This window comes from Shewanella psychropiezotolerans (genome assembly GCF_007197555.1).
Lineage (GTDB): Bacteria > Pseudomonadota > Gammaproteobacteria > Enterobacterales > Shewanellaceae > Shewanella > Shewanella psychropiezotolerans.
Genome location: NZ_CP041614.1, coordinates 5,923,444 through 5,948,666 on the forward strand (window position 1 = coordinate 5,923,444; position 25,223 = coordinate 5,948,666).

Sequence of the window (25,223 nt, forward strand, 5' to 3'; positions counted from 1 at the left end):
CTACTCCATTTCAATCATATATATGAATTAACTTAAGTCACAAGTTCCGTTTGAAGCTCTCGGTATGAACGCACTTCCAGCTGCTCAGAAGACAAGCCCAGCTCCCCGGCCAGAGATAGGAGCTGCAATCGATAGCTCTCCAACTTGGATTCATCTTCGGTCATGATGGCAAGCTCGGCAAAATTCCCAAGGCCTTCGAGCCTGTCTACAGTGACGTGAAACTTTCCGAGAAAATAGATGCTACGCAGCTTCTTCACTTCCAGAACCTGGCGATAGCCCATGGTACTGAGCATGCTTCTGGCTTTGGTAGCATTATTGATATTTACCGCTTCACAGCGATCAGCTTCCGGTCCCTTTACTATCCAAAGCATGATGCCGGAGGGTTGAATATCACGGATACAAACAGATTTGTTTTGGCTCTCCAGACTTAAATCCGGCAGATCGAAGTAAGTATCCTGCTCCAGATTATCTTCGTGCATCACTTCAGGCGCCATAGCGGCTAATGCCTTAATAAACCCCTCTCTGTTACTCAATCGATACTTGAGTTCAACTTCAAATCTACCTTCGAAATGCTTGTTCATAGAATGCTACTTCTTATATTCCTGAGAGGCTGAAATATTACTCCCTTAGATAACAAAAAGCATCAGTCAAATCAGAGATAGAAAAACGACCATATGGTACATTTCTGGCGTTAATAACTGGCTCGTCAGACTTGTGCCTCCACGTCATTTACTTGGTTAATTTATAATTAAAACAAAATAGATTTCAGCTATATATTTTGCTAATAGCTTGGGTTATCTAGTTTTATATAAGTGAATTTAGAGGTTTTGATGAAAGGCTAATTCTAAAATTAAACAAGCTCAACCTAATGAGCTTGTTTACTCTGCTTTAAGACACCAGGTTATTAAGCCGACGCATCAAGCTTGGCTTCGATCTCAACCGACTTTAACCAATGAGGATGCTGACTTAATAACGCCCCATAGCGTTCGATATGAGGGTACTGGCCTAACTCACCATTGTTTTGCACTATCTCAACGATAAAGGACATCATGATATCCGCACCGCTGAGTTTACCACCGACTAAATAGGTTTTATCTTCGAGCATAGCGTTGAAATAATTCAGCACCTTCTCGACTTCCACCTTAGCATAGCCTTCGAGGAAGTTAGTGGTGCAGCCATCTTTTTCGACGAACATACGCAATAACAACGGCAATATTGCCGAGCTTTCGGCGAAGTGGAGCCATTGTAGATAATCGATATAATCTTGGCTGTCACGAGCGGGCGCTAAGCTATCGGCCGCGAATCGCTCGATCAGATACTCGGTTATCGCACCTGACTCGGCGATAACCTGACCGTCGAACTCGATAACAGGAGACTTACCCAGAGCATGGATCTGCTTAAGCTCTGGTGGCGCCAAAAATGTCTGGCTATCACGTTGATAGCTCTTGATCTCATAAGCCTGACCCAGCTCTTCGAGTAACCAGATAATACGTTTAGAACGCGACTTATTCAGATGGTGCAAGGTGATCATAACTGTCTTCCTTAGCGGTTAAGTTGCGCCATCATGGCATGGGCTACCGCATCCGATGATGCCGGGTTTTGACCCGTGATCAAGTTGCCGTCGGTGACAATAAAGCTTGCCCAATCATCGCCTTTCACATATGTGCCACCCTGCTGTTGCAGCATATCTTCCACTAAGAAAGGCACTATATCGGTCAGCTGCACTGCATCTTCTTCTGAGTTACTAAACCCTGTGACTTGCTTGCCATCGACTAACGGCTTGCCATCGGTCCCTTTGGGATGCAGTAGCGCCGCTGGTGCATGACATACTAGCCCAAGCGTCTTGCCTGCCTGATGGACCGCTTCAATCAGTGCGATAGAATCTTTATCTTCGGCCAGATCCCATAATGGGCCATGACCACCGGGATAAAATACCGCGTCATAATCCTCGGCATTGATAGTATTTAATATCTGGGTGTTAGCCAGTAGCGCCTGAGATGCTGAGTCTTTGGCGAATCTATGTGTCGCCGCCGTTTGAAAATCGACTTCATCACTCTTAGGGTCCAGTGGTGGCTGGCCACCTAAGGGGGATGCCAATGTAATGCTGTGGCCTTTATCTTTAAATGCATAGAAAGGCGCGGCAAACTCTTCTAACCAAAAGCCTGTCTTAAGGCCAGTATCGCCGAGTTTATCGTGAGAGGTCAGTACCATAAGAATGTTCATTTTCGATCCTTAATATTCAAAAGTAATTTCATACCGAAAGGTATTAGTCGTTAGCCGAACTAACAAGCCGTACCCACGGCTTGTGTTGAAATTCATGCAAACAAGTTATAGCGCTAAGGTTAAAATATCGCGACTCATGGCTAGGTCAATATTTTCATGTTCACCGAGTGCCACCATGCCGTGCGCTTCTAATTGCGCGACGACGGCATCGACATCTTTTTTACCTAAGTCATAGTCAGAGAGTCGAGTCGGGATCCCCATGGCCTCGAAGAAGTCGCGGGTCTTAGTGATCGCGAGTTCAATTTTTTCATCATCGCTACCTTGCTGCAGATGCCACACACGATGAGCAAATTGCAGTAACTTTTCACGCTTAGCGTCTTTAGTCAGCGCCAGTAAGGATGGCAGAATGACCGCCAAGGTACGGGCATGGTCCATGTTATACAGAGCCGTGAGCTCGTGACCGATCATATGTGTCGCCCAATCATGGGGAACACCGCTACCTATGGTGCCATTGAGCGCCGTCGTAGCGACCCACATCAAGTTGGCACGTATGTCATAGTCATCAGGATTAACGAGTACCTGAGGACCTAACTCTATAAGCGTCTGGAGTAGGCCTTCGGCTATTCTGTCTTGAACCGCAGCATTCACCGGGTATGTCAGATATTGCTCGGTGATATGCACGAAAGCATCGACGACGCCGTTAGCTACCTGACGCTCAGGTAAGGTATAGGTCTTAGTCGGATCCAATACCGAAAACTGCGGATACACAAGATCGTTACGGAATGGCAGTTTGGCCTTGATGGATTTACGGGTCACCACGCTGGCATTATTCATCTCGCTGCCAGTAGCCGGCAACGTTAACACTGTGCCAAAAGGCATGGCCTGAGTGACATTCGCGCCCCAATTAAGCAAGATATCCCAAGGTTCACCCTCAAAAACAGCCGCCGCAGCGACAAACTTAGTGCCATCAATCACAGACCCGCCGCCCACAGCCAATAAGAAGTCGATCTTCTCTGCTTTGACGACCTCGACCGCCTGCATCAAGGTCTCATAGGTTGGGTTAGGCTCTATCCCACCGAACTCAATGAGTTCACGTTGACCCAGGGCCTGTTTAACTTCGTCTAAAGTACCGGTTTTTCGGGCACTGTTACCGCCAAATAACACTAAGACTTTGGCACCCTGTGGGACTAACTTATCTAGTTCACTAATTTTCCCCTCACCAAAGCTGATGCGGGTAGGGTTGTAGTAATCGAAATTTAACATGGCATTGCCTCACATAAATGATCTTATTTGAAACCAATCTATTGTCTAATCAGACGAAATAGACCAGTCGTCTAGTATTTATTGAAAAAAATCCCCGCGCACCTTAACCAGGCACGCGGGAGTCTAATAATTTATTCGTGTACGAACTTAAGGTTGCAGGACTGATTGAGTCGTTTGTATGGCCCTATCGAGTGCATCCGGGCTATGGCCCAATTTGTTCATCAAACTGGCACCTAACCACATGTGATACAGCATTTCGGCTGTAGATTGTGGATCTTGCTCCGCGATGGACCCATCTTCGATACCTGCGGTAATGCAATCGGTCAGGCGCTGAATCACGCCGGCGGAGCCTTTGAGAAGCGCTAAACGCATAGCCTCAGACAAGTCGGCCACTTCAGCGCTGAGCTTAACCACCAAACACTTCTGGTCGATACAACCTTGGGTCTGTGCAGTCAGCCATCTCAGCCAATACGTCATCAGACGTTCATAACCGCTCAAGCTAGTATTGCCAAACAGGCTATCGAGCTCAGCTTTATAACCTTCGAAGTAACCTTGGATAAGCGCTTCACCAAATTGCTCTTTCGATTTGAAATAATGGTAAAAGGAGCCCTTTGGCACTTCTGCCGCTTGCAGTAGTTGCGATAGTCCCATACAGGAAAATCCCTTGGCGACAATAAGCTTGTAGCCTACGTCGAGGATATGCTGACGAGTGGATTGTGTCGGTGATTCTGTTTTCATAGGAAGCGATTCTACGACAAATTAGACCAGTCGTCTAGTGGTTCTTTTTTATCCTATCAGACCTGTGAGTCGAGCATGTACCGCAAGTCATTCGCTTGCTTGATTTTAACTCGGATATTAGAGCCACAATATTATCGACGAATAAGGAGGTAAGCTATTAAATTTAGTCCGGACTTATTCACGTATATGACTCATATTATATATGTCTGTTTGCACTAAATATCTTTTAATTAATTGACATCAGCCAAATAAATCACGTTAAGAATATTAATCACCACAAGTGTTACTTTTGTAATTAATAGATTAAAAATACAGATTAAAGATATAAAAACAGATAAGAGATAATAAATAAACACAACTATTTATTACATATCAAAATATTTACATTGTTTTTTGAATTAGAATTTCAAACAAGACGATCAAATAACAAAACGCTTCAACGCTAGATACATTGCGAGTTCCTTAACAAGTACTGCCAATGTTTTAAATCAAATCATCAATATCATGTTAACAAATATATTCAACGAGTTAAATTAAGTAATGACATTGTCATTTTTGCTTGTCAGTATCGGCAACGTAAGCAATTCAAACAATTGTTTAACGTTTTTGTTTTTACAACTTGTTTGGATATCGCTTATTACACGGGATGTCGGCTAATGGGCCAAAGACAAAGTAGATTAACAGTGGAGATAAAAGCGATGAATCAGGAAATGTTTAAATCTTTTAATGACCAGCTACAACAAGTGTTTGCCCCTTTAAACCAATTTAACCAACTAGTCGCAGAGAATATCGAGCAGCTTTCACGCATTCAGCTTGAAAGCCTGAAGGCCTACAGCACGCTAGGAAATGAGCAGGTCAAGAGTGCTACATCGATTAGCGATGGACAGAGCCTGGCGACTCACGGTTCTAAACAACTCGAGTTGATCACTAAGGTGAGCCAGCAACTGATGGAAGACAGTCAGAAGTTCACTCAAATCGGCCAGTCCTTCAAACAGGCAGCCGATCAGTATGTGAATGAAAGTACTAAAGCGGCTAAACCTGCAAAGTAATTTCGTGCGGCCTCAGGGGCCGCTTTTGCTGGTATCCCATTGAGGAAAATACTCATGACTAATCAATCCCCCTTTCACCATGTATTCGATCAACTCCTTAAAATGAACCAGCAGTTTCTACAACCGCTGCAATCCCAATCTCCGACTCAAAAAGCCCTGCTGGAGAATCAGACTCAAGATTTTGCCTCTCTGATGCAATCTTTCAGTAATCAGCCGATGACACACCTTGAGCAACAGATGCAGTGGTGGCAGCAGCAGATGGAACTGTTTAATACCTGTGTGACAGGTGCCTGCTCAGATCAAACGGATACAGATAAAAAAGCCGATCGACGCTTCAGCGATCCAGCCTGGAGCGAGAATGCCTTTCACAATTACATTAAACAAAGTTACCTGCTGACCTGTAAAAATATAGAAGCTTCAATCGCTTCTGCCGATGATCTCGATGACCCAACCCGACATCGACTCGAATTTTTTACACGTCAGTTTCTCAATGCCATGGCACCAACAAATTTCGTCATGACCAATCCAGAAATACTCAAGCTGACTCTGGAAACGAATGGGGAAAATCTTGCTCGTGGCTTTGAACAACTGGCCAAAGACTTATCTCAAAGCGCCGACACCCTGAACATTAGAATGACAGATGAGAAGGCCTTCATATTAGGAGAGAATATCGCAGCCACTCCAGGCAAGGTCGTATTTCAAAATGAGTTATTCGAACTGATCCAATATCAGCCGACCACAGACACGGTTTATAAACGTCCCTTGCTCATAGTCCCGCCATTCGTCAACAAGTACTACATCATGGATCTACGAGAGTCACGCTCCTATATCCGTTGGCTCGCTGCCCAGGGCCATACCGTATTTTGTATGTCCTGGACTAACCCTAATGCCGAGATGGCTGCAACGGGTTTTGAGAATTATGTGCTACAAGGTGTGATCCCAGCACTGGATGCCATTGAAAAGCAGACAGGCGAGCGTGAGGTCAACGGTATCGGCTACTGCATTGGCGGCACATTACTGACCACGACGATGGCTTATATGGCGGCTAAGCGCACTAAACAGAGGATTAAGTCTGCAACCTTGCTAACGACTATGCTCGACTTCTCTCATCCCGGTGAGTTAGGCGTGTTTATCAGTGACCAGATGATCAGTGCCATCGAGGCTCAAAATAATATTAAAGGCTATATGGACGGCCGACAGATGGCGGTATCTTTTAGCCTGCTACGAGAAAATGCCCTGTATTGGAACTACTACATCACCAATTATCTTAAGGGTGAAAGCCCGATGGCTTTCGACTTACTCTTCTGGAATAGCGATAACACCAATATCACAGCGGCCTGTCATAACCAGATGTTGAGGCAGTTCTATCTCAATAATGAGCTCTGTGAGAAGGGAAAATTCAAGGTAGGCAATGTCGCTATAGATCTGCAAAAGGTCAATGCTCCTGTGTATTTCATGTCGGCTATCGAAGATCACATCGCATTATGGCAAGGCACATACCAAGGTAATCATCTGCTCGGTGGCGATAGCACCTTCGTCCTGGGCGAGAGTGGCCATATCGCCGGACCTATGAATCACCCGGATGCTCAGAAATACGGTTTCTGGACAAATGCCGATACCAAGCTGGATGCCAGAGATTGGCTGAGTACCGCCGATAAACATGACGGCTCCTGGTGGCAGCACTGGCAAACCTGGGCCGATGAACGCAACTTCGGCGAGCGCATTGAACCACGTACTCTTCAAGGTGAATTGGACGCCCCGGGCACTTATGTAAAACAACGTATTGCAGACGTCATCCAGGCAACTAAAGAGGAAGTATCACATGAAGATTAAAATTGGCGATACCGAGACGATTGAAAAAACCATCGATGCCGAAACCGTGGCGGCTTTCGCCAAGATTGCCGAAGACTTTAATCCGGTGCATCTCGATGAGGAATATGCGGCAACCACGCAATTTGGCAAGCCTATCGTTCATGGCATGCTGGCATCCAGCCTGATCTCGGGTCTGTTAGCCAGTAAGCTTCCGGGAAAAGGGTGTATCTATTTGGGTCAGACAATCAAGTTCACTAAGCCTATTTATGTCGGTGAATCAGTCACAGCCAAAGTGACCGTGACCCAGATTCGAGAAGACAAGCCCATAGTGACCTTGCTCACTGAAGTGTTTAACCAGCAAATGGAGTTGACCATATCTGGTGAAGCAACCGTTAAGCTGGCTCAAGCCGTTTAAAACTTAGGAATATGTCAGCTAGATAGCAATGCTCAGGCATTGCTATTTTATCAAGCGACCAAGTTACCCTCTCCATATCACTTGCCCTATTTTACCTGCTACACTCATTACAGCAGCTAAAATACAGATTAAACACTTAAACCCAAATCATTTAGAATAGGTCACTTAACATAAATCACTTAGAATAGGTCACTTAACATAAATCACTTAGAATAGGTCACTTAACATAAATCACTCAGATTAGATCACTGAAGCAGTGACTTAAAATAAGCAGTTTAGCTAGACAAAAGGATTTGTTTATGGCCATCGCCTGTGTCGCTACCAGAGCTAATAAGGGAGTCGATGCCCCTCCGGTTACCGTCGAAGTTCATCTCAGCAATGGTTTACCCGCATTCAATCTGGTCGGTTTACCGGAGACTTCAGTCAAGGAAGCCAAAGAGCGTGTTCGCAGCGCGATTATTAATGCCGGATTCGAATTCCCCATGCGCCGCATCACAGTAAACCTAGCACCTGCCGATCTTCCCAAGCAAGGTGGTCGTTACGATCTACCCATTGCCATCGGCATTCTGGCGGCATCGAAACAAATCCCCAAGAACGCACTAAAAGATCATGAGTTTGTTGGCGAGTTAGCCCTGTCTGGCCATATAAAGCATTGCCAGGGTCTGCTACCTGTCATTGTTGAGGCGCGAAAACTAGGTACCCGCCTGGTGATCCCCTGGATAATCGAGCCGATGCCGAATTAGTCGGTTTCAATAAGGTTTTTTTTGCCACTCACCTGCAAGGTTTAAGCGAATACCTGCACGGACAGACGAGGTTGCCTGGCATAGAGCCAGGGCTGGAGTGGATAGAAGCGGAAGATATCGACACTAATCTCTGCTTCAGCGATGTCATCGGTCAATATCAGGCCAAGCTGGGGTTGGAAATTGCCGCGGCTGGCAATCATAACGTAATGCTTCTAGGACCTCCAGGAACCGGCAAGAGTATGCTTGCCAGTCGCTTAATGCAGCTATTACCGCCACTGAACTACGATGAGGCTCTGGAGGTCGCCACCTTACATTCGGTGGCGGGTCAGGCTATCGAGCCCAAATCCTTTTACAAACGCCCCTTTCGCAACCCCCACCACACAAGTTCTGCGGTCTCTTTGGTTGGCGGCGGCACTCATCCCAAACCTGGCGAAATATCTTTGGCTCACAGAGGCGTACTCTTCCTCGACGAGGTGGTCGAATTTCCTCGCAAAGTTCTGGACTGTCTGCGTGAGCCCATGGAAAGTGGCGAGGTGGTCATCTCCCGCGCTGCGGCTAAGCTTAAATTTTCCAGCCGCTTTCAACTGATAGCGGCAATGAACCCGAGTCCATGTGGTGATATCGATAATGCCAGAGCTACGCCAGATCAGATACAAAGATACCTATCTCGCTTATCTGGCCCCTTCTTAGACAGGTTCGATCTCACCATTGAGGTCCCTCGTCTCCCGCCCGGAGCCTTGACCAAAATCGAGCCCTCGACTGAAACCAGTGCATCAATAGCACTGCGAGTAAAAATGGCCAGAGAATCACAACTGGCGCGGGCAGGAGTGCTCAACAGTGACTTAACCGGGAAGCAGCTTAAACAATTAGGACAATTCAAACAGGCCGACCTGCTTTTTCTGGAGATGAGCGTCAACAAGTTAGGCTTATCGGTAAGAAGCTATCATCGCTTACAAAGAGTCGCACGCACCATCGCCGACTTACAGCAGAGTGTAGCTGTCGAACGCAGACACATAGCTCAAGCCTTGGGCTACAGAGCCATGGATCGACTGTTAAATAACTTAAAGGCGCAATATTAACCTTAGCCACACGGCGTGAATCCCTCAGGATTAATTACATATCTAATGCAATTGGTATATTATAAGTCTCCAATTTTGTCGGGGGATACTAGGTGGGTAGAGTTTTGTCATTAATCAGAGGCAGTCTGGCGTTCGTGTGTTGGCTAGTGAATACTATTTTATGGGTACTTCCTATCATCATATTTAGCCCAATTAAACTCATACCTATCCCAGCGGTCAGAACCACCTGCTCTAGCTTATTAGACAGTTGTGCCACCAGCTGGATCACCATTAACGGTGTAATAGAACGTATCTTTCACCCGGTAAATGTGCACATCCATAGCGATGCAGAACTCTCGACAAAAGAGTGGTACATGGTCATAGCCAATCACCAATCTTGGGTCGATATTTTAATTTTGCAACGAGTGCTGAACCGTAAGATTCCTTTCCTGAAGTTCTTCCTCAAGAAGGAGCTGATCTTTGTGCCATTCTTGGGATTAGCCTGGTGGGCATTAGATTTTCCTTTCATGCGTCGCTACAGCACGGCCCAACTGAGAAAGAACCCTAAGCTAAGGGGCAAAGACATTGAGATCACCCGCAAGGCCTGCGCTAAGTTTAAGTCTAAGCCTGTCAGCGTGATGAATTTTGTCGAAGGCACACGCTTTAAAGCCGACAAACATAGAAAACAAAACTCACAGTTTAAACACCTGCTAAAGCCTAAGGCCGGCGGCCTGGCATTCGCCCTCTCGGCTATGGGTGAGCATATTCACAAGTTGGTCGATGTCTCCATCTACTATCCTGAGAAAGTGCCAACTTACTGGGAATACATCAGTGGCCAGGTAAAAGAAGTGCATGTGCATATCAGCGTGTCAGAGATCCCAACGGCGATGCGTGGTGATTATATGAAAGACCGTGAGTTTAAAATTGCTTTTCAGGAGCAACTAAATCAACTTTGGCTAGAGAAAGATAAGACCCTTGATTTGTTGGCCCAAGAAAAAGCCGTAAACCAGAAGGTGTGACCTCAAGATGCTAAATTTTTTACCTGGTTCAGTGCTCTTTTTTATGAGCTCACTCCTATTAATCATCAATACCACCATTTGGGCTGGGTTGATTAGTCTTGGTGGAATAATTAAGTTGTTTGTTCCTTTTACTGCGGGACGCGACTTGCTCACTAAGCTTATGAATCGCTTTATGTGGGCTTGGGCTACCGGTAATGGAGGCATTCTCCACCTGCTTGCCGACATAGAGTGGGACATCGAAGGGCTGGAGAACTTGGATAAAAAATCCTGGTATCTACTCATCAGTAACCACCTCAGTGGTTTGGATATCGCAGTACAAACTTATGTACTGCGAAATAATATCCCTATGCTTAAGTTTTTCCTCAAGCGTGAATTGATGTACATTCCATTTATCGGACTGGGCTGCTGGGCCTTAGACATGCCATTCATGAGCCGAACCAGCCCGGCAAAACTAAAGAAGAATCCCAAGCTTAAAGGTAAAGACCTTATCTCTACCAGACGCGCCTGTGAGAAGTTTAAAACCATGCCCACCTCTATCATCAACTATGTCGAGGGCAGTCGCTTCACCAAAGAGAAGCATAGACGTCAAGACTCTCCCTACCGATATCTATTACGCCCCAAGGCGGGCGGCATAGCCTTCACGCTATCGGCCATGGGCGAACAATTTACCAATTTGCTTAATGTCACTGTGGTCTATCCTGAGGCGAAAGACGATCCTCTATCGGAAGTCATGCACGGTAAAATTAAGAAGGTAGTCATCAGAGTTCAGATACTTCCGGTTCCTGAAGTCGATAACAAACGCTACTTTTCTGAGCCTCAGTGCCGAGTCGATTTCCAGCGTTGGTTAAATCAAGTCTGGGAAGAGAAAGATGAGCAGATCCATCAGTTGATGATAAAACATGGTGCAGTAGAGGCTGATTCAACAAACGCAAAGCAAAGCCTTAACCAATAGATTAATCCGGTTTAGCCGAACATGACCTAGATTGTTCGGCTTAATACCATTCCGAGTAAGTATCTGATCATTCAGCGGGAGTTCAAGGCACTGTAGGCAAGACGAATGTTTGAAGCTAATAGTTATTCTATATCGAGAACATTCAACGCAGCATAAAGGGCTTTGAAACCCGCACTGCGTGAGGCTCTCAGCGTTTCCACTTCTGTGTTACATTGACTTAAAAGGGAATAACCATTTCCTCATCAATGTGCCTTGAATTGAAAAATCTGAGAGTCTCTGAACTGACCAGATACTTATATGGAATGGTATAACATCTCCTATCCACCAATTTCATCCATCCGAAAGACATCCAAATCACAGCAGCCGGCACAATTGACCAAATACTTTTGCCATCAAACCCAATAATTTATGTACTGTGATCCCATAAATTCAAATTTAGTATAAAAATCTTCTGTTTAAGGAAGTTTCTAAACGTTATAATTAAGAAGCGATCAATTAACAGACGTAACAGCTACGCGCGGTAAAATTGATACATTTAGTGACTAAGCTAATCCTCTATAACATGCCGACAAACCACCCAAGGTCATTTCTTGACTGGTTATGTTGATGAAAAGTTATTATTTGATGCTTATGTCTACTGAAATCCTTCAACCAGACAAATAAATCTTAAAGATGTAAAAATAATGAGAAATTTAATGTTTTCAGGGAAAAAGTTATCACCTTGGCTCAACGGCATCATTATAATGATTTCGTTAACGATAACGGGTTGCACCAGCATATTGGCACCAACCACTCACTCCCAGCAAGTACTGCATGTTAGTGTATCCGAGCTCGGCCAATATTGGATTGTGAAAGATGGCGTGATGGACTGGTCAGTATTATTTCAGGATCAAGTAATTACAGGCGACTTTACCGCTAACTTTGCCATTAACTCTCAGGGAGAGATACAGCTCATGGAGCTCACCCAGATCTCAGGCAGCTTGAAAACCGATGAGCTTAAACTCGAAAGCTTTTCTCGTCAGAGCTTTATCGCAACCAAGGGAAACTATTCAAATCAACCAGTATCTGTGACCGCAAGAGTCATACTGAACTAGCTGGTTAGCGATGAATACCAATCGGTATAATATCGAACGGTAAATCCAGGCACAATAAAGGCGCTTTACAGCGCCTTTATTAATTTTGTCGATTTGTCAGTGAACAAATGACTAAGTAATTCGATTTACCAGCTGCATCCAACCTTGAGGGCCTTCGATCTTGCCCTTCTGGATATCCGTCAATACCTGGTAGATACGGCGAGTATTCTTACCCACGTGACCATCACCCACAGTCACGACACGGTTATCTTCGAAGATGTAAGAACCGACAGGCGATACCACAGCCGCAGTACCAAAACCTCCAGCCTCGATAATCTCACCTGACTCGATATCTGCGATAAACTTATCCAGCATCACAGTCTCTTGACGAACGACGCAACCTAGCAAGTCACCGAGTTCCAAAATCGACTCTGAGGTGATCGATTTAAGAATCGTATCGGTAAACGTAGGGATGATCACAGTGCCATCTTTCAGCACGTGAAAGTGATTCATTGCGCCGACTTCTTCGATCTGTTTGTTGTTAGCATCAAGATACAAGACCTGAGCCGCACCGTATTCGGCAGCAGCCTTACCCGCTTTCAATGAGGCAGCATAGTTACCCGCAGCCTTCGACGCACCGGTTCCACCGGACACGGCGCGATGGAAACGCTCGCTGATCAGTAAACGAATCGCCTTATCGAAACCATCTGAATAATAAGGGCCACTCGGGCTCAAGATCACACAGAAGGTGTACTCTTCACTCGGGCTCACCGACAATCTGTCTTCGGTAGCGAAGATAAACGGCCTGATATAGAGGCAGGCATCTTCCTGCATCGGGAACCAGAGTCTGTCGACATCTATGAGGGCATTAATCGCCTTGAGTTGCATCGATTCATCCAAGGCTGGAATACAGAGAATATCGGCAGAACGATTGAGACGTTCGGCATTCTTATTCAAACGAAAGGTATAGATCTCATCGTCATCGTGCTTGAATGCCTTAGCACCTTCGAACACTGATTGACCGTAGTGCAGGGCGATGGCACCAGGTGCAATTTGAAAAGGCCCATAAGGTACAACTCTAGGATCACGCCACTCTCCGTCGCGATAATCCATTAAAAACATATGATCGGTTCTGAGGTTACCGAAGCCCACATTTTCTTTAGGCTCGAACTGTTCAGTACGGCGCTCAGACGCAGGTTTTAAATTATAGTTTATTTGCATTGCATACCACCTTGATTACTGAATAAGCAGACTATGGATGGACGGCGGTAAAGTCAAGCAGAATGGGGACTGCGATTAAAATCATACCTTGGCAAGCTTGCAAGTTTACTCTTTCTGCATCCCAGCAAGAGATGCAAAACTGCCAGCCTCATCAGTGCTAACTAAGGTGAAGGTCTCAGAATGAATATGGCGTTTCAACACGATATCAACGAGTGTCGTCTGATCAGGCTTAATTAACTGACTCACCTGCTTGGGCTCGCAATGATATTCGGCGGTTCGATAATAGCTGAACCCAGAATCTGGCCTGGGAACAATTTTAAACCCCATTTTCCCCTCGGCCACAGATAGTAGCTTATTAGTATCCAGATACAGGGTAATGCAATTACAATTTTGGCTATTTTTTTGCTTATCCAGCATAAAGCCTTTAGGTAACTTGCCAGGATTAAAATCAGCTCCACTGAGTAGATATAAATCGAAATCCGTCACCTTATGTCCAAGGTCATCCGTGACTCGCACCACTAACATGCTATGACGCAGCTTTTTCTTTACCTTGTCCGAACGCAACACCATAGCCTCAGATACAGCAGCATATTGACTGCTAATTCCAACAGATAAACACTCGAGTATCGAAGAGACCACCCTCTTCTTACTGGCATTTTTTCGCGTCACTGAAGCCATGATACCCATAGCACCCTGACTATGACAGGCTCTCGGGATGATCTCGAATGCGCACTCCTGCAGCGGTACTTTATACTCGGCCAGAGTCAACCGACTCACACAGTCACCTTCAAATCCCGTACAAGTCAGCTCGGCTTCTTGGGCTAGGCGTATATATGAGAAATTCATATTCGCTGCGGCGCTTCTCACCACACCGTCAGAGCCAGGCTCAGCAGTATAACTATTCATATAGTCATACAAGCTAGTGTCTATCTTCTCACCAGTGAGCACAAAGGGGAAAATACCTGCCTCACTAAAACTGTAACTTAACCAGTGTAGATTCAATACATGTTGGCCATCACTGCCTAATTCCAGCCAATCGAGCACCCTCTGGCCAGGCTCAACACCGTCGAACCAAGCCTTGAGCCTGCTGACTCTGGATTTTCCTATCTGAGCTAATGCCGAACCGTGATTAGCAGGAGCTAACATGATCAAGTGATTGAGGGGCGCTTGGATTAAGCTTTTGCCATAGTAACGTTCAAGCCAGGCACGGATCACGGGGCCACCCGTAGAGTGAGTGATAACAGAAAATGTCTCATCACCCAGCTCTCTAAGGCGCGCCGCTTCGAAGGCAATTGAAATATCCTCTAACGTCACCTCATCGTTGAAACTGATATAGCGACCAAGATGAATATGTTGGATATCTAGCTTAAGTTCAGGATCCGCTAGCTTAGTTAAGGCTTGGGGTAACTCACCATAGGTATCAGTACTAGTCACGCTCCAACCATGAACAAAAACCAGCTTCATCACAACCTCAATTAAGTTTATATTTCAGATAGTTAATATATCAATCATGGGAGTAAAAACAAGCTGATATATTTTCCTTTGAGCTTTATAAAAAGTACAGATTTCCCACAAGCCACACGGGAACACAAGCCAGTTAATACTAATTTAATATTCAGTTAAGGTTCAGCCCGGTTCACTTACTATGCCCCCACAACAAGACCCGTACCCACAATAAGAGCACTTTTATGAACAACAAGATGAATAAGAAAACCTTAGTTTTAGCGGCTGTGATCACATCCGCATTTGCAATGCCTTCTATGGCCGCCGATTGGTTTGTTGGTGGTGGTGGTGTTGGTGCACAACAAAATGGTTATAAACAGGAACTCACTCCTTCACTTGGACCAACTTTAAACTGACTTGATGAATACTTAATCACTATTTATTTACGCTTCTCATTATTCATTTTAAAACATGAAAATTATTACAAACAACACACTTTAGATTAAATACTCTAAAATCAAATCCATACAAAAATATAATTAAGGAACAAGCCCTTATACTTGTTCATTATTAACTCAACCCTCTTATTCCATTCAGTTAATGTTCAGACTAACCAAACTAGTATGCGCCCGTCGAAAATCGAAACATATTAATTTCTGAGTGAGAGTAATTTATGAAAACCCAATCTTTAGTGTTAGCAGCAGCAATCGCAACAATTATGTCAGCCCCAACGATGGCAACCGAATGGTTTGTCGGTGGCGGGCTTGGTGCACAACAAAATACCCATAAAAGTACAGCTCCATCTGTAACCGGAAATGGCACTACAAGCTCTCGAGATACTGAAAACAATATCACCTATGAACTACGTGGTGGCGCTTTCTTGAATGAAAACAATCGAGTTTATGGAACTTATTCCATCAACTCTGATCATTTCTCCAGACAGCAAAGCCTATTAATATCATATGATTACTTAGTTAGTTTAGGTGAAAGTAACAAGCTGAACTGGTTTATCGGCGCAACAGCTGGTGTTAACCACTTTAGCCCTAAGACTGATGAACTAAGCTCAAAAAATCGATTCGTCTGGGGTGGGCAAACAGGTCTTATGTATAAGTTCACCGACAACATAAGTACTGAGTTTGGCTATCGTTACCTAAAGCAAGATCATGAATTTAAAGCAAGCGAAGACACTCATGCATTCAACCTAGACAATAGCCAGCAAGTCTATCTTGCCGTCGACTACCGTTTCTAACTCTGAAAGCACATTGTTAAAGCCCCTTATGGGGCTTTCGTCTATTTAATTTCTGAATGAGAGTAATTTATGAAAACCCAATCTTTAGTGTTAGCAGCAGCAATCGCAACAATTATGTCAGCTCCAACAATGGCAACCGAATGGTTTGTCGGTGGCGGTATAGCAGAACATCAGACCAACTATAAGACTGGTTCTTCTTTGCAAATACAAGGTGATACTCCCGACAATAGCATGTCTAGGAACTCATCTGAGGAAGGTATAGCATATGAACTACGTGGTGGTGCTTACCTGAACGATCACTCTCGTGTCTACGGTACTTATTCCTATTTCTCTGAATATCTATCAAAGCAGCAGAGCTTCTTAGTTTCTTATGATTATTTGATCGGTCTAAATGCTAGCAAAAGCCTAAACTGGTTTGTCGGCGCAACAGCGGGGGTTACCCACTTAAACCCAAAACAAGATGGACGTAGCTCTAAAAACGGCTTCGCCTGGGGTGGTCAAACAGGTCTTATGTATAAGATCACCGACAGCATTAGCACAGAGGTAGGTTACCGTTACTTGACACAAGATATAAAGTTTGCAGCGACAGAGACTGAAGGCGCAATGAATACAGACCACAACCATCATATCTATCTTGCCGTCGACTACCGCTTCTAATTCTGAAAGCACATTGTTAAAGCCCCTTATGGGGCTTTTTTCGTTTATCAGTAATCCAAAAAATCAATGTGATATAAAGTTTAATTAAAGTTCTTAATAAAAAGAAAAACATTTAAAACAAAAAACCATAACGACAACTAAAAAAACAAAGATAATCAGCAACATAGAGCAGTACGACTAAAGAATAACTCCTTATTCTAATCCCTCATAAAACAGCGTTCTATTATTCCATTCAGTTATCGTTCAGACTGATCCGACTAGTATGCCCTCAACGAAAAACAAATGACTTAAATTTAAGTCGCTTAAATCTAAGTAACTGAACATAAGTTACTTAAATTTGAGTCACAATAATTCCAAAGAGTGAGAACATATTATGAAAACCAAATCTTTAGCATTAGCAGCAGTAATCGCCACAGCAATGTCAGCCCCAACGATGGCTGCAGACTGGTTCATCGGTGGTGCAGTAGGTTACCAACAAGACACCTACAAAACAGATTCTTTGCTAGAAGGAAAAGATAAAGACAAGCAAAAGGATATGACATACCAAGTACGCGGTGGTGCTTACTTAAATGATAATAACCGTGTTTACGGTACTTACTCGTACAACTCAGATGATATTGCAAAGCAACAAGGTTTCTTAATGTCATATGACTACCTAATCGGTCTGGATGCTAGTAACAAACTTAACTGGTTTGTCGGTGCTACAGCTGGTATGAATCACACTAGCCCTGACTCTAAAGACTTCAGCTCTAAGAATACCTTCGTTTGGGGTGGCCAGACAGGTTTCATGTACAAGATCAATGACAAACTAAGCACTGAAATAGGCTACCGTTACCTGAAGCAAGATTATGATCTAGATATATCTAATGGTGCCAATAAGGGAACTTTCTCTCTTAACGATACTCAGCAAGTTTATCTAGGTGTTGATTACCGCTTCTAAACAATAATTTTAAGAAGAGCCCCGCGAGGGGCTTTTTTACGTCTGTATTTCTGGAACAACCTGTATTTGTTTACTCAAATGCCTCATTAAGTCCCCTAGAAATAACAAACACTATTCATCCCGATAAATTCAATCTAATCTGTTCTACTCCCTTTGTTACATGAAAACACTATGAGCACTTACAAGATATTAGATTGCGGAATTCATGATTACCTAGAACTAGCTTGCATGAGATCTTATTCTCTGGTTATTGAGTTAACAGGCAAGAAAACTATAACAGGCACTGCATTAAATATAGAAACTCGCCGGGATAAATCGGAATACCTGATGATCAAGCTGAAACAGGATCAGGGGCAAGAGCTGAAAACAATCTCTATTAGACTCGATCAGATAGTCGCTTTCACTCCTATCTCTAAAGATGCCAGCTTTGAAAAAATAGAAGTCCAGATAACATAATTAAATTATGTTACTGACTGTCCACAGTAAGACACCTGTAAGTAAATACCCAATAAGGGTCGCAATTTTCTAGTTAAAAAATGACTCTTTTACTAACCCTTAAGCAACAAGCACAGAAAAAAGCCATTTCCTTTCAGTTTTCAACGAATTTTTTCATCATTGAGCATAATTAACTATTCACTAGAGTCCCTGCGCTGATAGAATAATCACACCATCCAGAAACTATTAGGACTCCCATGAGCCTTGAACTACTGTCCAAGCTGGAAACAAAAATCCAAGCAACACTCGAAACTATTGAGCTATTGAAAATGGAGCTTGAAGAAGAGAAGCAGAAAGGCATTAGCCTTATTGAGCAAAACCAACAGCTGAGCCAAGATCTTAATTCTTGGAACGAAAAAGTCACCGGACTCGTTGGCTTGCTCAATGAAGAAGTGAGCTAGTACAGAGAGTCAGACTCTCTGTACTGCCTTTTATAGCATGAGCGAAGACTTAAGCCATCTTCGCTTCGCTAGTTTGAGCCTCGATCAATTCATTAAGTTCTATAATGGCTTGTTTTACTTGCGGTAAGCTCTTCCTTGGTAATAAAAATCTCCCTTTCTCAAACTCTAAACGACCTAGATCTTTTACCCAGATCACTCCAGATAAAAAAATACGCGCATGTTTCACGATAAGCTTTGGTGCATAGACAGGAAAAACTCTCACATGGCCTCCTTGTTATAACTGTTTACTAACTACTAAACCGCTTTATTATTTTTTGAACTCGACTCTGAGTTGGACACATGTTTTACCATGAGAGTTTCATTAATAAATGTTTTTTTTGTAAATAATTGAAACAGTATCCGCAACGGTAAAACTTTTTCTTGTCAATCAGACCTATAACCAATAAATATTTTTAATTGTCGCTTGCCAATAAATTGACACCCTGCTAGATTAGAATGGTTACTCAGGGTAAAACTGAGCCCTATGGCTCGATGACCGTATTTCTTGCGACCAGGAAATACGGTTTTTTTTATGCTTTTAAAATAAGTATAAGACCCTAAGGCAAGTCTTGCTTAACGCATTCAAGCATCCAATAGCTAAACTCTTCATAAAATTATGTGTCATTCAGGCAGAGAAAGCCCTCAAGCAAAGCATCAACGGCCCGTGGGCAATCGACACCGCTCTTTATTACGACTCTTGATTACAAGCAGTCCAGACACAAAGCCGATTGTTCACCTTGACCCTCACGGTCTTAAATGTTCCATACATTCCGAAGACATTTCCCATATCCATATGGGGCAGACAAGGGAATGCCGCAATGATGTCGGGAACATCATCGGCCCATGGGCAATCGACACCGCTCTTTATTACGACTCTTGATTACAAGCAGTCCAGACACGACACAAAAAAGGAGCCGATAGGCTCCTTTAGGATAAACTCATTATGGCTGAAATAAGCTTATTTCATTGAAGTCAGGTAGTAGGCGATGTCGAGAAGCTCGTCATAAGACTTGATAGCACCAGTCTCGACACGATACTTACCATTGACCACCAGCGTTGGTACGCCTGAGATCTTGGCATTAGTCGTGGCACGCTTCATCTGTGACATCTGTGCACTGACCATAAATGAATCTGCTGCAGCATCGAACGTCTTACCTTCTACACCGTTAGCGATAAATAGCTTACGCACGTCATCACGACTAGTGAAGTGTTGCTTCTTATCATGAATCGCTGCAAAAATTGCCTTCTCTATCTTATCTTCGACTTTTAACTGGTGAGCAACGGCGAATGCCCGAGACATCTCGACGCCCATCTCTCTACCGATGAAGTCCACATGATTCTGCTTAAAAACGACACCTTCAGGAAGGTTAGCCTTAATTTTTGGCACTTCGGTCTTAGAAAAATTGTAGCAATGACCACAGTAGAATGAGAAAAATTCGGTAATCTCAGGTTTCGCCGTCGCAGGCCCCTGATTGATCACTGTGTAGTGAACTCCCTCTTTATAATCTACAGCCATGGCAGCCATAGGGGCCATAAATAGAGCCAGGGCAATCAATAATGCTTTTTTCATGATGATTCCTTTTTCGCGCGTTACGCAGCGTGATCTTAATAATTTGGAGAATAACATAATGTTCTTTCGAGTGTACCTCAAGAGCATTAGTTCATTTTTCTGTTACAAAATGAGAGTTCAAACAAGTCACTAGCCTCAATAGCCTGGAATCAAACTCAGTGCAGGCTCATTCAGGATTGCCAATTGCTCCTTAAACGAGAGGATCTGCTGCTCCCAATATCTCTCCTCTGCATACCAGGGAAAATTCATCGGGAATGCCGGATCTTCCCAGCGACGACTGAGCCAAGCATTGTAATGCAACATGCGCATAGCTCTTAATGGCTCAATCAGCCTTAGCTCTTTAGCATCAAACTCACAAAACTCTTCGTAAGCTTCCAGCAAGATCTCTAACTGAAGTTGCCTCTGTGAGCTATCACCGGTGATCATCATCCACAGATCTTGAATTGCCGGCCCTGTGCGCGCATCATCCAGATCGACGAATCCAGGGCCATCGGGAGTCCACAAGATATTGCCCGGATGAAGATCCCCATGTAAACGTATATGCTTGGGATTCTGCTGATTCCAGATCTCCTTCGATTTATCCAATACCTGTTCGACAATAGTGAAATAGGGTAACACCAAGGATGATGGTACATGTCCCGATTCCTTCAACCAAAGCAGAGACTCATCCCCCAAGACCTGTGGGTTCACGAGATCCCTATGGGCAAACTGCCCCTGCTTCGAATATTGATGGATACGACCAATGAAGCGCCCTGTTGCCTCTAACTGCTCTAAGTTATCTACCTCAAACGCACGACCGCCTATGGAGGGAAACAGGGCGAATCTGAAACCTTTATACTCATGCAATGAGCGGTCATTAATGATCAGCGGCGTTGCAATCGGTATCTCTTCATCGAATAACGCCTGGGAAAAGTCATGCTCTTCCTGGATCTGGGCATTACTCCAACGCTCAGGGCGATAAAACTTCACCACATAACGCACACCGTTATCACAACGAAACTGATAAACGCGATTCTCATAACTATTGAGTGCTAATAATCCTGTCTCTGGAAATATATCTAAGCTTTCAATTGCATCTAAGATAAGATCTGGAGTTAATGCCTGATAATGTAATCCAGATCCTGTTTGACCTAGACTCATAATAACCTCCTCAACAAGCTCGCTAAATACTCTAGCACCTCAAACTCGGCTTCACTCTCAACACTGAGCCAGCAGATATCGGCATAAAACTCATAATTGAGTTGCATATGGGTACCTTCAAATATGAGCAACCATTGATGCCTATCGGCTCCATCATGGCGCTCTATGACTCTGGCATCCATGGCAGCCGCTAGCGGATCTGCAAAAAGATGAAACTGTTCAAAGTCGATTTTGGCTTGTATAGACAAGCTGTTTGCAACTGGATCTAGTTGTAATGATTCTAACTTCATTAATATTGTCTCTGTAAAATCAGATGAAGAGCGACTCGGTAAATAGACGATGAGGATTAGGCAGCATATAAGATTTCGACCTCAAAATAGCAACCAGGTAACACTTCTCTGCACTGTCATGCGTTAACTTGATTAGAATACCTGTTTATCAACAAATTCCTTGCAACTTAAGCCCTTATCTTGGGTTGTAACACATTGCAGACCGCACTGATAACGGCCTTGTCCTGAATCACTGACCTTTACCATGCCAGCCCCCTTCATCAGGCACTGGTCTACTTCGGCATAATAACCTGAGATATTTTTACTTTGCACGGCTCCCTGAGGGATCTCTGTAGCGTCGGCATAATAGAATAAGGTCCACTCGGGGCTTTGTGTGCAAGCGGTCAAAGATGAAGACAACAACCCCAAAAAAACTAACTTACGAAATCCCATAATAACTCCATAAATGCTCTTAAAAGTTAACAAGAGCCAATAAAAAAGGCGAAACTCAGTTCGCCTATTTTACACTTGTTATACCCCTTTAAGTAAAAGAGTTACTTCAATGATTTCGCCTTCGCTTTCTCGATACGTATAACACGCCCTTCGAAACCCGTTACTGTGCCATCGCTCAAACCATACTCTATAGCTTTACGACAAACATCCATAGCACTATCAAACTCACCACAATCATTGAGTAGAGTAGCTAGGTGCATGAAACCTATGCCCTTGTAAGATGATGGAGACTCGAGCACGGCAAACAATGACAAATAATATGGCGATAATGCCGCGCCATATTCTTTATATTGAGCTTGCTTACGTTGCTTATAACACTCGGCAATGGCTCCGAGTAAGCCGACATGTTTTATCGTATTATTCGATGCGCCGCGATATTCAGATAACGCCAGAGTCAACTTTTCGTTTGCCCAAGACTCATCTGTGACCGCAACCGTTGCGACTTTAGATTCATCTTCTGCTGGCTCTGGCTCTGGCTCTGGCTCTGGCTCTGGCTCTGGCTCTGGCTCTGGCTCTGCAGCAAGCTTCACCTCAGGCTCAGAAGGGGCAAGCTCTTCTTTAACCTCAAGGGAGTCTTTAGTCTCGAAAGTTAGCCCCTCATCTATTGGCCTTGCCCTTTCTACGTCTTCAGACTCGATTTTTTCAACGATTTGCTCAGCCGTTTTGTCTTCAGCTACTCGCTCTTCAGACTTAGAATCAACATCAGTCTCCTGAGTATCATCCGCCTTAGGTTCGTCGAATATCTCTTTTTCAGCAGGCATGCTGCTTTGCTCTTGTTCATCTTCCGCAAGTCTCTTAGCGCGTTTGTACAGATAAATGCCTAAAGCAACTAGCAAAATAATCGCTATATATTTCATTGTCGTCCACCAGTGATTGACCCCAGCCTAGTATCAGGCTGCATATTCCCTATCCATGTACAGATAGTAACCGATATTATTAATTCATTCTCTTGCTATAAATCAAGTATTTATATCTCTTTTTAGATATTTTTTCTTAATTTACAGTCCCTAGCCACTATTCTGGCAGTAATTTATCTTTATTTACACCCGACTCAGATGAAAAATAATTAAAGTGACAAGGCAATAACCCACCATTTTGTGCGCCCCTTCATAGTTTAGACGACCCACTTTGAGACTAACTCGAATGAAGCGATATAATAACCGAGTAAACCACTAAGGTACTGTTATTGAGTATTGACTCAACAAGTGCAGTTAAATCGATAGCGTTAGGGGATTGAATATGGCAAATTCAGAGCTGCTAAGCGGAAAATTACTTCGCGAATATCAGACCATCGCAGCCATGGTCGAAATATATTGCAAAGCCCATAAGCATAACGCCAAGCCAGTTTCAGACTGCCAAGAATGCCAAGACTTTCTCGTCTATGCCCACACCAAGCTGGACCGTTGTCCATACGGCCAAGATAAACCAACCTGTAATAAGTGTCCTGTTCATTGCTACAAGCCCCACATGAAGGAGAAAGCGAGAGAGATAATGGTGTTTGCGGGCCCAAAGATGTTATTCCCTCATCCGATTATGGCAATACGCCACTTACTATCGGGTAGAGATCCGGTTCCGGGCAAGCCTCCGTTCAACCAATCAAACCGCCACCTTAGAAAGAATGATGAAGCTCAATAGCAGGAAAAAACTGCTTACCTGCTTCTCAGGACTCGAGTTCGCTGAACTCGAGAAATATTGATACCTATCTATTCAGCAAGTAAAAAAAAACTTCCCGAATGCTCTCACTCGGCTAAATATACATAACGCAGAACTGCAGTATTAAGATTCGATTCTGGGATTGATTCTGTCGCCTTGAATCATCAGCCAGTAATTAACAATAAGCCGCGATCGATAAATTTACTCAATGGTCATTATTAGCCAATGTAATGCTTCATTTACCAAAGCTTGTATATAATTATCATCTTGTGGCACATATATTTCAAACTCTATAGATTGATGATTATTTACCCTGTTTATCTTGATCTTGCCTACTGTAGAGATGACAATGAATTTGTATGAATGAATTTAGCAGCTTTTTCTCACAGAGTTATTGGTGGTTATCACTTCTGGGCGGTCTTCATTGTATCGCCTTGGGCCTCTATATCCGCTATATCTATCGAGAGGGCAATGGTAACCACAAGCTTTTAGGTAGCATATTCAGCTTAATGGCACTGTATTTCTTCACCGGAATGTTGAATCGAGATAACTCTCCGGCACCAATCCATCTGCTGTTTACTCTCATCATCCCGGTATACTTTCTCCTGATGCCACTTCTGTACCTCTACTGCTATAGAAGCCTGCATAATATTAGACGTTCTATTCACTTCTCCAGACATTTTTACCTTGCACTGATTGTTGCCATAGTGGTCATCATAGCCTCGTTATGGAGCAAAAATTTCGCTCCGGATGTCAGCATCATCGAACTCAGCAATGAATCCAACATGAGTCAAATAAGCAAGTTAGGCGCATTATTACCTAGCTTGCTCACCATACAGACCTGCGTTTATTTCATTCTAATCATCCGCATGCTCAAAAAGTACCGAGGAAGAACGCATAAAGCACATCAGGAAAGTTTACGGGACATCAAATTTCGCTGGTTATTGGTGCTCACGTTCGCCATGATGGCAAATTGGCTGATACGTACTGTCTTGGTCATATTGCCCTTCTATCTGGGCGACCAAATCTCAGAGTTAACCCAAGCTTTTACTCGTTTAGCTCTGTTACTGACAATATATGTGCTGGCTATCTATAGGCTCCAACAAATTACCAGAGCCGCCTATCTAAGAGGTCGCCTCACCATCACGACAAACTCAGGGGCTTTGAAAAATAAGGCCAGCACTCAGCTACTCAGCTCTGAGGAGCTCAACTACCTACAGCAGCTGTTAAAGGAGGAATCTCAAATAGATAAAAACAGTAATCAAACCAGCTAAGTTGAATAAAAATA

27 protein-coding genes and 1 pseudogene are annotated in these 25,223 nt (G+C 43.8%); 15 read left to right on the forward strand and 13 right to left on the reverse strand.

Features of this window, described 5'->3' with window-relative positions; all coding sequences use genetic code 11:
* Positions 1-32: 32 nt before the first annotated feature.
* From cyaB to FM037_RS25860, 5 genes are all read right to left on the reverse strand, one after another.
* Positions 33-581: a class IV adenylate cyclase gene (cyaB, locus tag FM037_RS25840; protein WP_144048359.1), complete on the reverse strand. Its 549-nt coding sequence runs from the start codon at positions 579-581 to the stop codon at positions 33-35.
* A gap of 323 nt (positions 582-904) precedes the next feature.
* Positions 905-1,531, reverse strand: a complete 627-nt coding sequence (locus tag FM037_RS25845; protein WP_144048360.1) for a glutathione S-transferase family protein — start codon at positions 1,529-1,531, stop codon at positions 905-907.
* A gap of 11 nt (positions 1,532-1,542) precedes the next feature.
* The gene (locus tag FM037_RS25850) at positions 1,543-2,223 is read right to left on the reverse strand and encodes a type 1 glutamine amidotransferase domain-containing protein (RefSeq protein ID WP_144048361.1); all 681 of its coding nucleotides are present in this window, start codon (positions 2,221-2,223) and stop codon (positions 1,543-1,545) included.
* 105 nt (positions 2,224-2,328) lie between these two features.
* The gene (locus FM037_RS25855) at positions 2,329-3,486 is read right to left on the reverse strand and encodes an iron-containing alcohol dehydrogenase (RefSeq protein ID WP_144048362.1); all 1,158 of its coding nucleotides are present in this window, start codon (positions 3,484-3,486) and stop codon (positions 2,329-2,331) included.
* A 147-nt stretch (positions 3,487-3,633) separates the two neighbouring features.
* Complete coding sequence (locus tag FM037_RS25860) at positions 3,634-4,224, reverse strand: TetR/AcrR family transcriptional regulator (RefSeq protein WP_144048363.1); 591 nt, start codon at positions 4,222-4,224, stop codon at positions 3,634-3,636.
* A 698-nt stretch (positions 4,225-4,922) separates the two neighbouring features.
* On the opposite strand from FM037_RS25860, the gene FM037_RS25865 reads away from it, so the two are divergent.
* The 7 genes and pseudogenes from FM037_RS25865 (at position 4,923) to FM037_RS25895 (ending at position 12,366) form a co-directional block, all read left to right on the forward strand.
* Positions 4,923-5,273, forward strand: a complete 351-nt coding sequence (locus FM037_RS25865) for a phasin family protein (RefSeq protein WP_144048364.1) — start codon at positions 4,923-4,925, stop codon at positions 5,271-5,273.
* A 54-nt stretch (positions 5,274-5,327) separates the two neighbouring features.
* Positions 5,328-7,106 carry a class I poly(R)-hydroxyalkanoic acid synthase gene (gene phaC, locus FM037_RS25870; RefSeq protein WP_144048365.1) on the forward strand — a complete coding sequence of 593 codons (1,779 nt, stop codon included), beginning with the start codon at positions 5,328-5,330 and terminating at the stop codon, positions 7,104-7,106.
* Complete coding sequence (locus FM037_RS25875; protein ID WP_144048366.1) at positions 7,096-7,500, forward strand: MaoC family dehydratase; 405 nt, start codon at positions 7,096-7,098, stop codon at positions 7,498-7,500. Before phaC ends, FM037_RS25875 begins: the two co-directional genes overlap by 11 nt.
* Positions 7,501-7,799: 299 nt before the next feature.
* A pseudogene (locus FM037_RS25880) lies at positions 7,800-9,322 on the forward strand (YifB family Mg chelatase-like AAA ATPase).
* Positions 9,323-9,414: 92 nt separating this feature from the next.
* Complete coding sequence (locus tag FM037_RS25885) at positions 9,415-10,320, forward strand: acyltransferase (RefSeq protein WP_144048367.1); 906 nt, start codon at positions 9,415-9,417, stop codon at positions 10,318-10,320.
* A gap of 7 nt (positions 10,321-10,327) precedes the next feature.
* Entirely contained in the window at positions 10,328-11,272 is a 945-nt protein-coding gene (locus tag FM037_RS25890; protein WP_144048368.1) for an acyltransferase, read from the forward strand.
* Positions 11,273-11,955: 683 nt separating this feature from the next.
* Positions 11,956-12,366: a hypothetical protein gene (locus tag FM037_RS25895; RefSeq protein WP_144048369.1), complete on the forward strand. Its 411-nt coding sequence runs from the start codon at positions 11,956-11,958 to the stop codon at positions 12,364-12,366.
* A 111-nt stretch (positions 12,367-12,477) separates the two neighbouring features.
* On the opposite strand, the gene FM037_RS25900 is transcribed toward FM037_RS25895, so the two are convergent.
* The gene (locus FM037_RS25900) at positions 12,478-13,566 is read right to left on the reverse strand and encodes a branched-chain amino acid aminotransferase (protein ID WP_144048370.1); all 1,089 of its coding nucleotides are present in this window, start codon (positions 13,564-13,566) and stop codon (positions 12,478-12,480) included.
* Between the two features lie 105 nt (positions 13,567-13,671).
* Positions 13,672-15,030, reverse strand: a complete 1,359-nt coding sequence (locus FM037_RS25905) for an esterase/lipase family protein (RefSeq protein ID WP_144048371.1) — start codon at positions 15,028-15,030, stop codon at positions 13,672-13,674.
* Positions 15,031-15,254: 224 nt separating this feature from the next.
* On the opposite strand from FM037_RS25905, the gene FM037_RS25910 reads away from it, so the two are divergent.
* The 6 genes from FM037_RS25910 (at position 15,255) to FM037_RS25935 (ending at position 18,751) form a co-directional block, all read left to right on the forward strand.
* Positions 15,255-15,425, forward strand: coding sequence for a hypothetical protein (locus tag FM037_RS25910; RefSeq protein WP_185976914.1), 171 nt, complete (start codon positions 15,255-15,257; stop codon positions 15,423-15,425).
* Positions 15,426-15,682: 257 nt separating this feature from the next.
* The gene (locus FM037_RS25915; RefSeq protein WP_144048372.1) at positions 15,683-16,258 is read left to right on the forward strand and encodes an outer membrane beta-barrel protein; all 576 of its coding nucleotides are present in this window, start codon (positions 15,683-15,685) and stop codon (positions 16,256-16,258) included.
* A gap of 114 nt (positions 16,259-16,372) precedes the next feature.
* The gene (locus FM037_RS25920) at positions 16,373-16,915 is read left to right on the forward strand and encodes an outer membrane beta-barrel protein (RefSeq protein ID WP_229381025.1); all 543 of its coding nucleotides are present in this window, start codon (positions 16,373-16,375) and stop codon (positions 16,913-16,915) included.
* A gap of 373 nt (positions 16,916-17,288) precedes the next feature.
* Positions 17,289-17,855, forward strand: coding sequence for an outer membrane beta-barrel protein (locus FM037_RS25925; RefSeq protein ID WP_144048374.1), 567 nt, complete (start codon positions 17,289-17,291; stop codon positions 17,853-17,855).
* 171 nt (positions 17,856-18,026) lie between these two features.
* A complete protein-coding gene (locus FM037_RS25930) occupies positions 18,027-18,311 on the forward strand; it encodes a Rho-binding antiterminator (protein ID WP_144048375.1) in 285 nt (94 codons plus the stop codon).
* A 236-nt stretch (positions 18,312-18,547) separates the two neighbouring features.
* Positions 18,548-18,751, forward strand: coding sequence for a cell division protein ZapB (locus tag FM037_RS25935; protein ID WP_144048376.1), 204 nt, complete (start codon positions 18,548-18,550; stop codon positions 18,749-18,751).
* Between the two features lie 49 nt (positions 18,752-18,800).
* On the opposite strand, the gene FM037_RS25940 is transcribed toward FM037_RS25935, so the two are convergent.
* The 6 genes from FM037_RS25940 to FM037_RS28705 form a co-directional block, all read right to left on the reverse strand.
* Positions 18,801-19,013 carry a DUF1107 domain-containing protein gene (locus FM037_RS25940; RefSeq protein WP_077753430.1) on the reverse strand — a complete coding sequence of 71 codons (213 nt, stop codon included), beginning with the start codon at positions 19,011-19,013 and terminating at the stop codon, positions 18,801-18,803.
* A gap of 735 nt (positions 19,014-19,748) precedes the next feature.
* Positions 19,749-20,360: a thiol:disulfide interchange protein DsbA/DsbL gene (locus FM037_RS25945; protein WP_144048377.1), complete on the reverse strand. Its 612-nt coding sequence runs from the start codon at positions 20,358-20,360 to the stop codon at positions 19,749-19,751.
* 135 nt (positions 20,361-20,495) lie between these two features.
* Positions 20,496-21,500 (reverse strand): serine/threonine protein kinase, encoded by a 1,005-nt coding sequence (locus FM037_RS25950; RefSeq protein WP_144048378.1) that lies wholly within the window; start codon positions 21,498-21,500, stop codon positions 20,496-20,498.
* Positions 21,497-21,790, reverse strand: a complete 294-nt coding sequence (locus FM037_RS25955) for a DUF3630 family protein (RefSeq protein ID WP_144048379.1) — start codon at positions 21,788-21,790, stop codon at positions 21,497-21,499. Before FM037_RS25955 ends, FM037_RS25950 begins: the two co-directional genes overlap by 4 nt.
* A gap of 132 nt (positions 21,791-21,922) precedes the next feature.
* Positions 21,923-22,222 (reverse strand): hypothetical protein, encoded by a 300-nt coding sequence (locus tag FM037_RS25960; RefSeq protein ID WP_144048380.1) that lies wholly within the window; start codon positions 22,220-22,222, stop codon positions 21,923-21,925.
* Positions 22,223-22,323: 101 nt separating this feature from the next.
* A complete protein-coding gene (locus tag FM037_RS28705; protein WP_185976915.1) occupies positions 22,324-23,139 on the reverse strand; it encodes a hypothetical protein in 816 nt (271 codons plus the stop codon).
* Between the two features lie 382 nt (positions 23,140-23,521).
* On the opposite strand from FM037_RS28705, the gene FM037_RS25975 reads away from it, so the two are divergent.
* Together FM037_RS25975 and FM037_RS25980 are read left to right on the forward strand one after the other, a co-directional pair.
* Positions 23,522-23,917 carry a nitrous oxide-stimulated promoter family protein gene (locus tag FM037_RS25975; protein WP_144048382.1) on the forward strand — a complete coding sequence of 132 codons (396 nt, stop codon included), beginning with the start codon at positions 23,522-23,524 and terminating at the stop codon, positions 23,915-23,917.
* Between the two features lie 377 nt (positions 23,918-24,294).
* Complete coding sequence (locus tag FM037_RS25980) at positions 24,295-25,209, forward strand: hypothetical protein (RefSeq protein WP_144048383.1); 915 nt, start codon at positions 24,295-24,297, stop codon at positions 25,207-25,209.
* Positions 25,210-25,223: the final 14 nt, after the last annotated feature.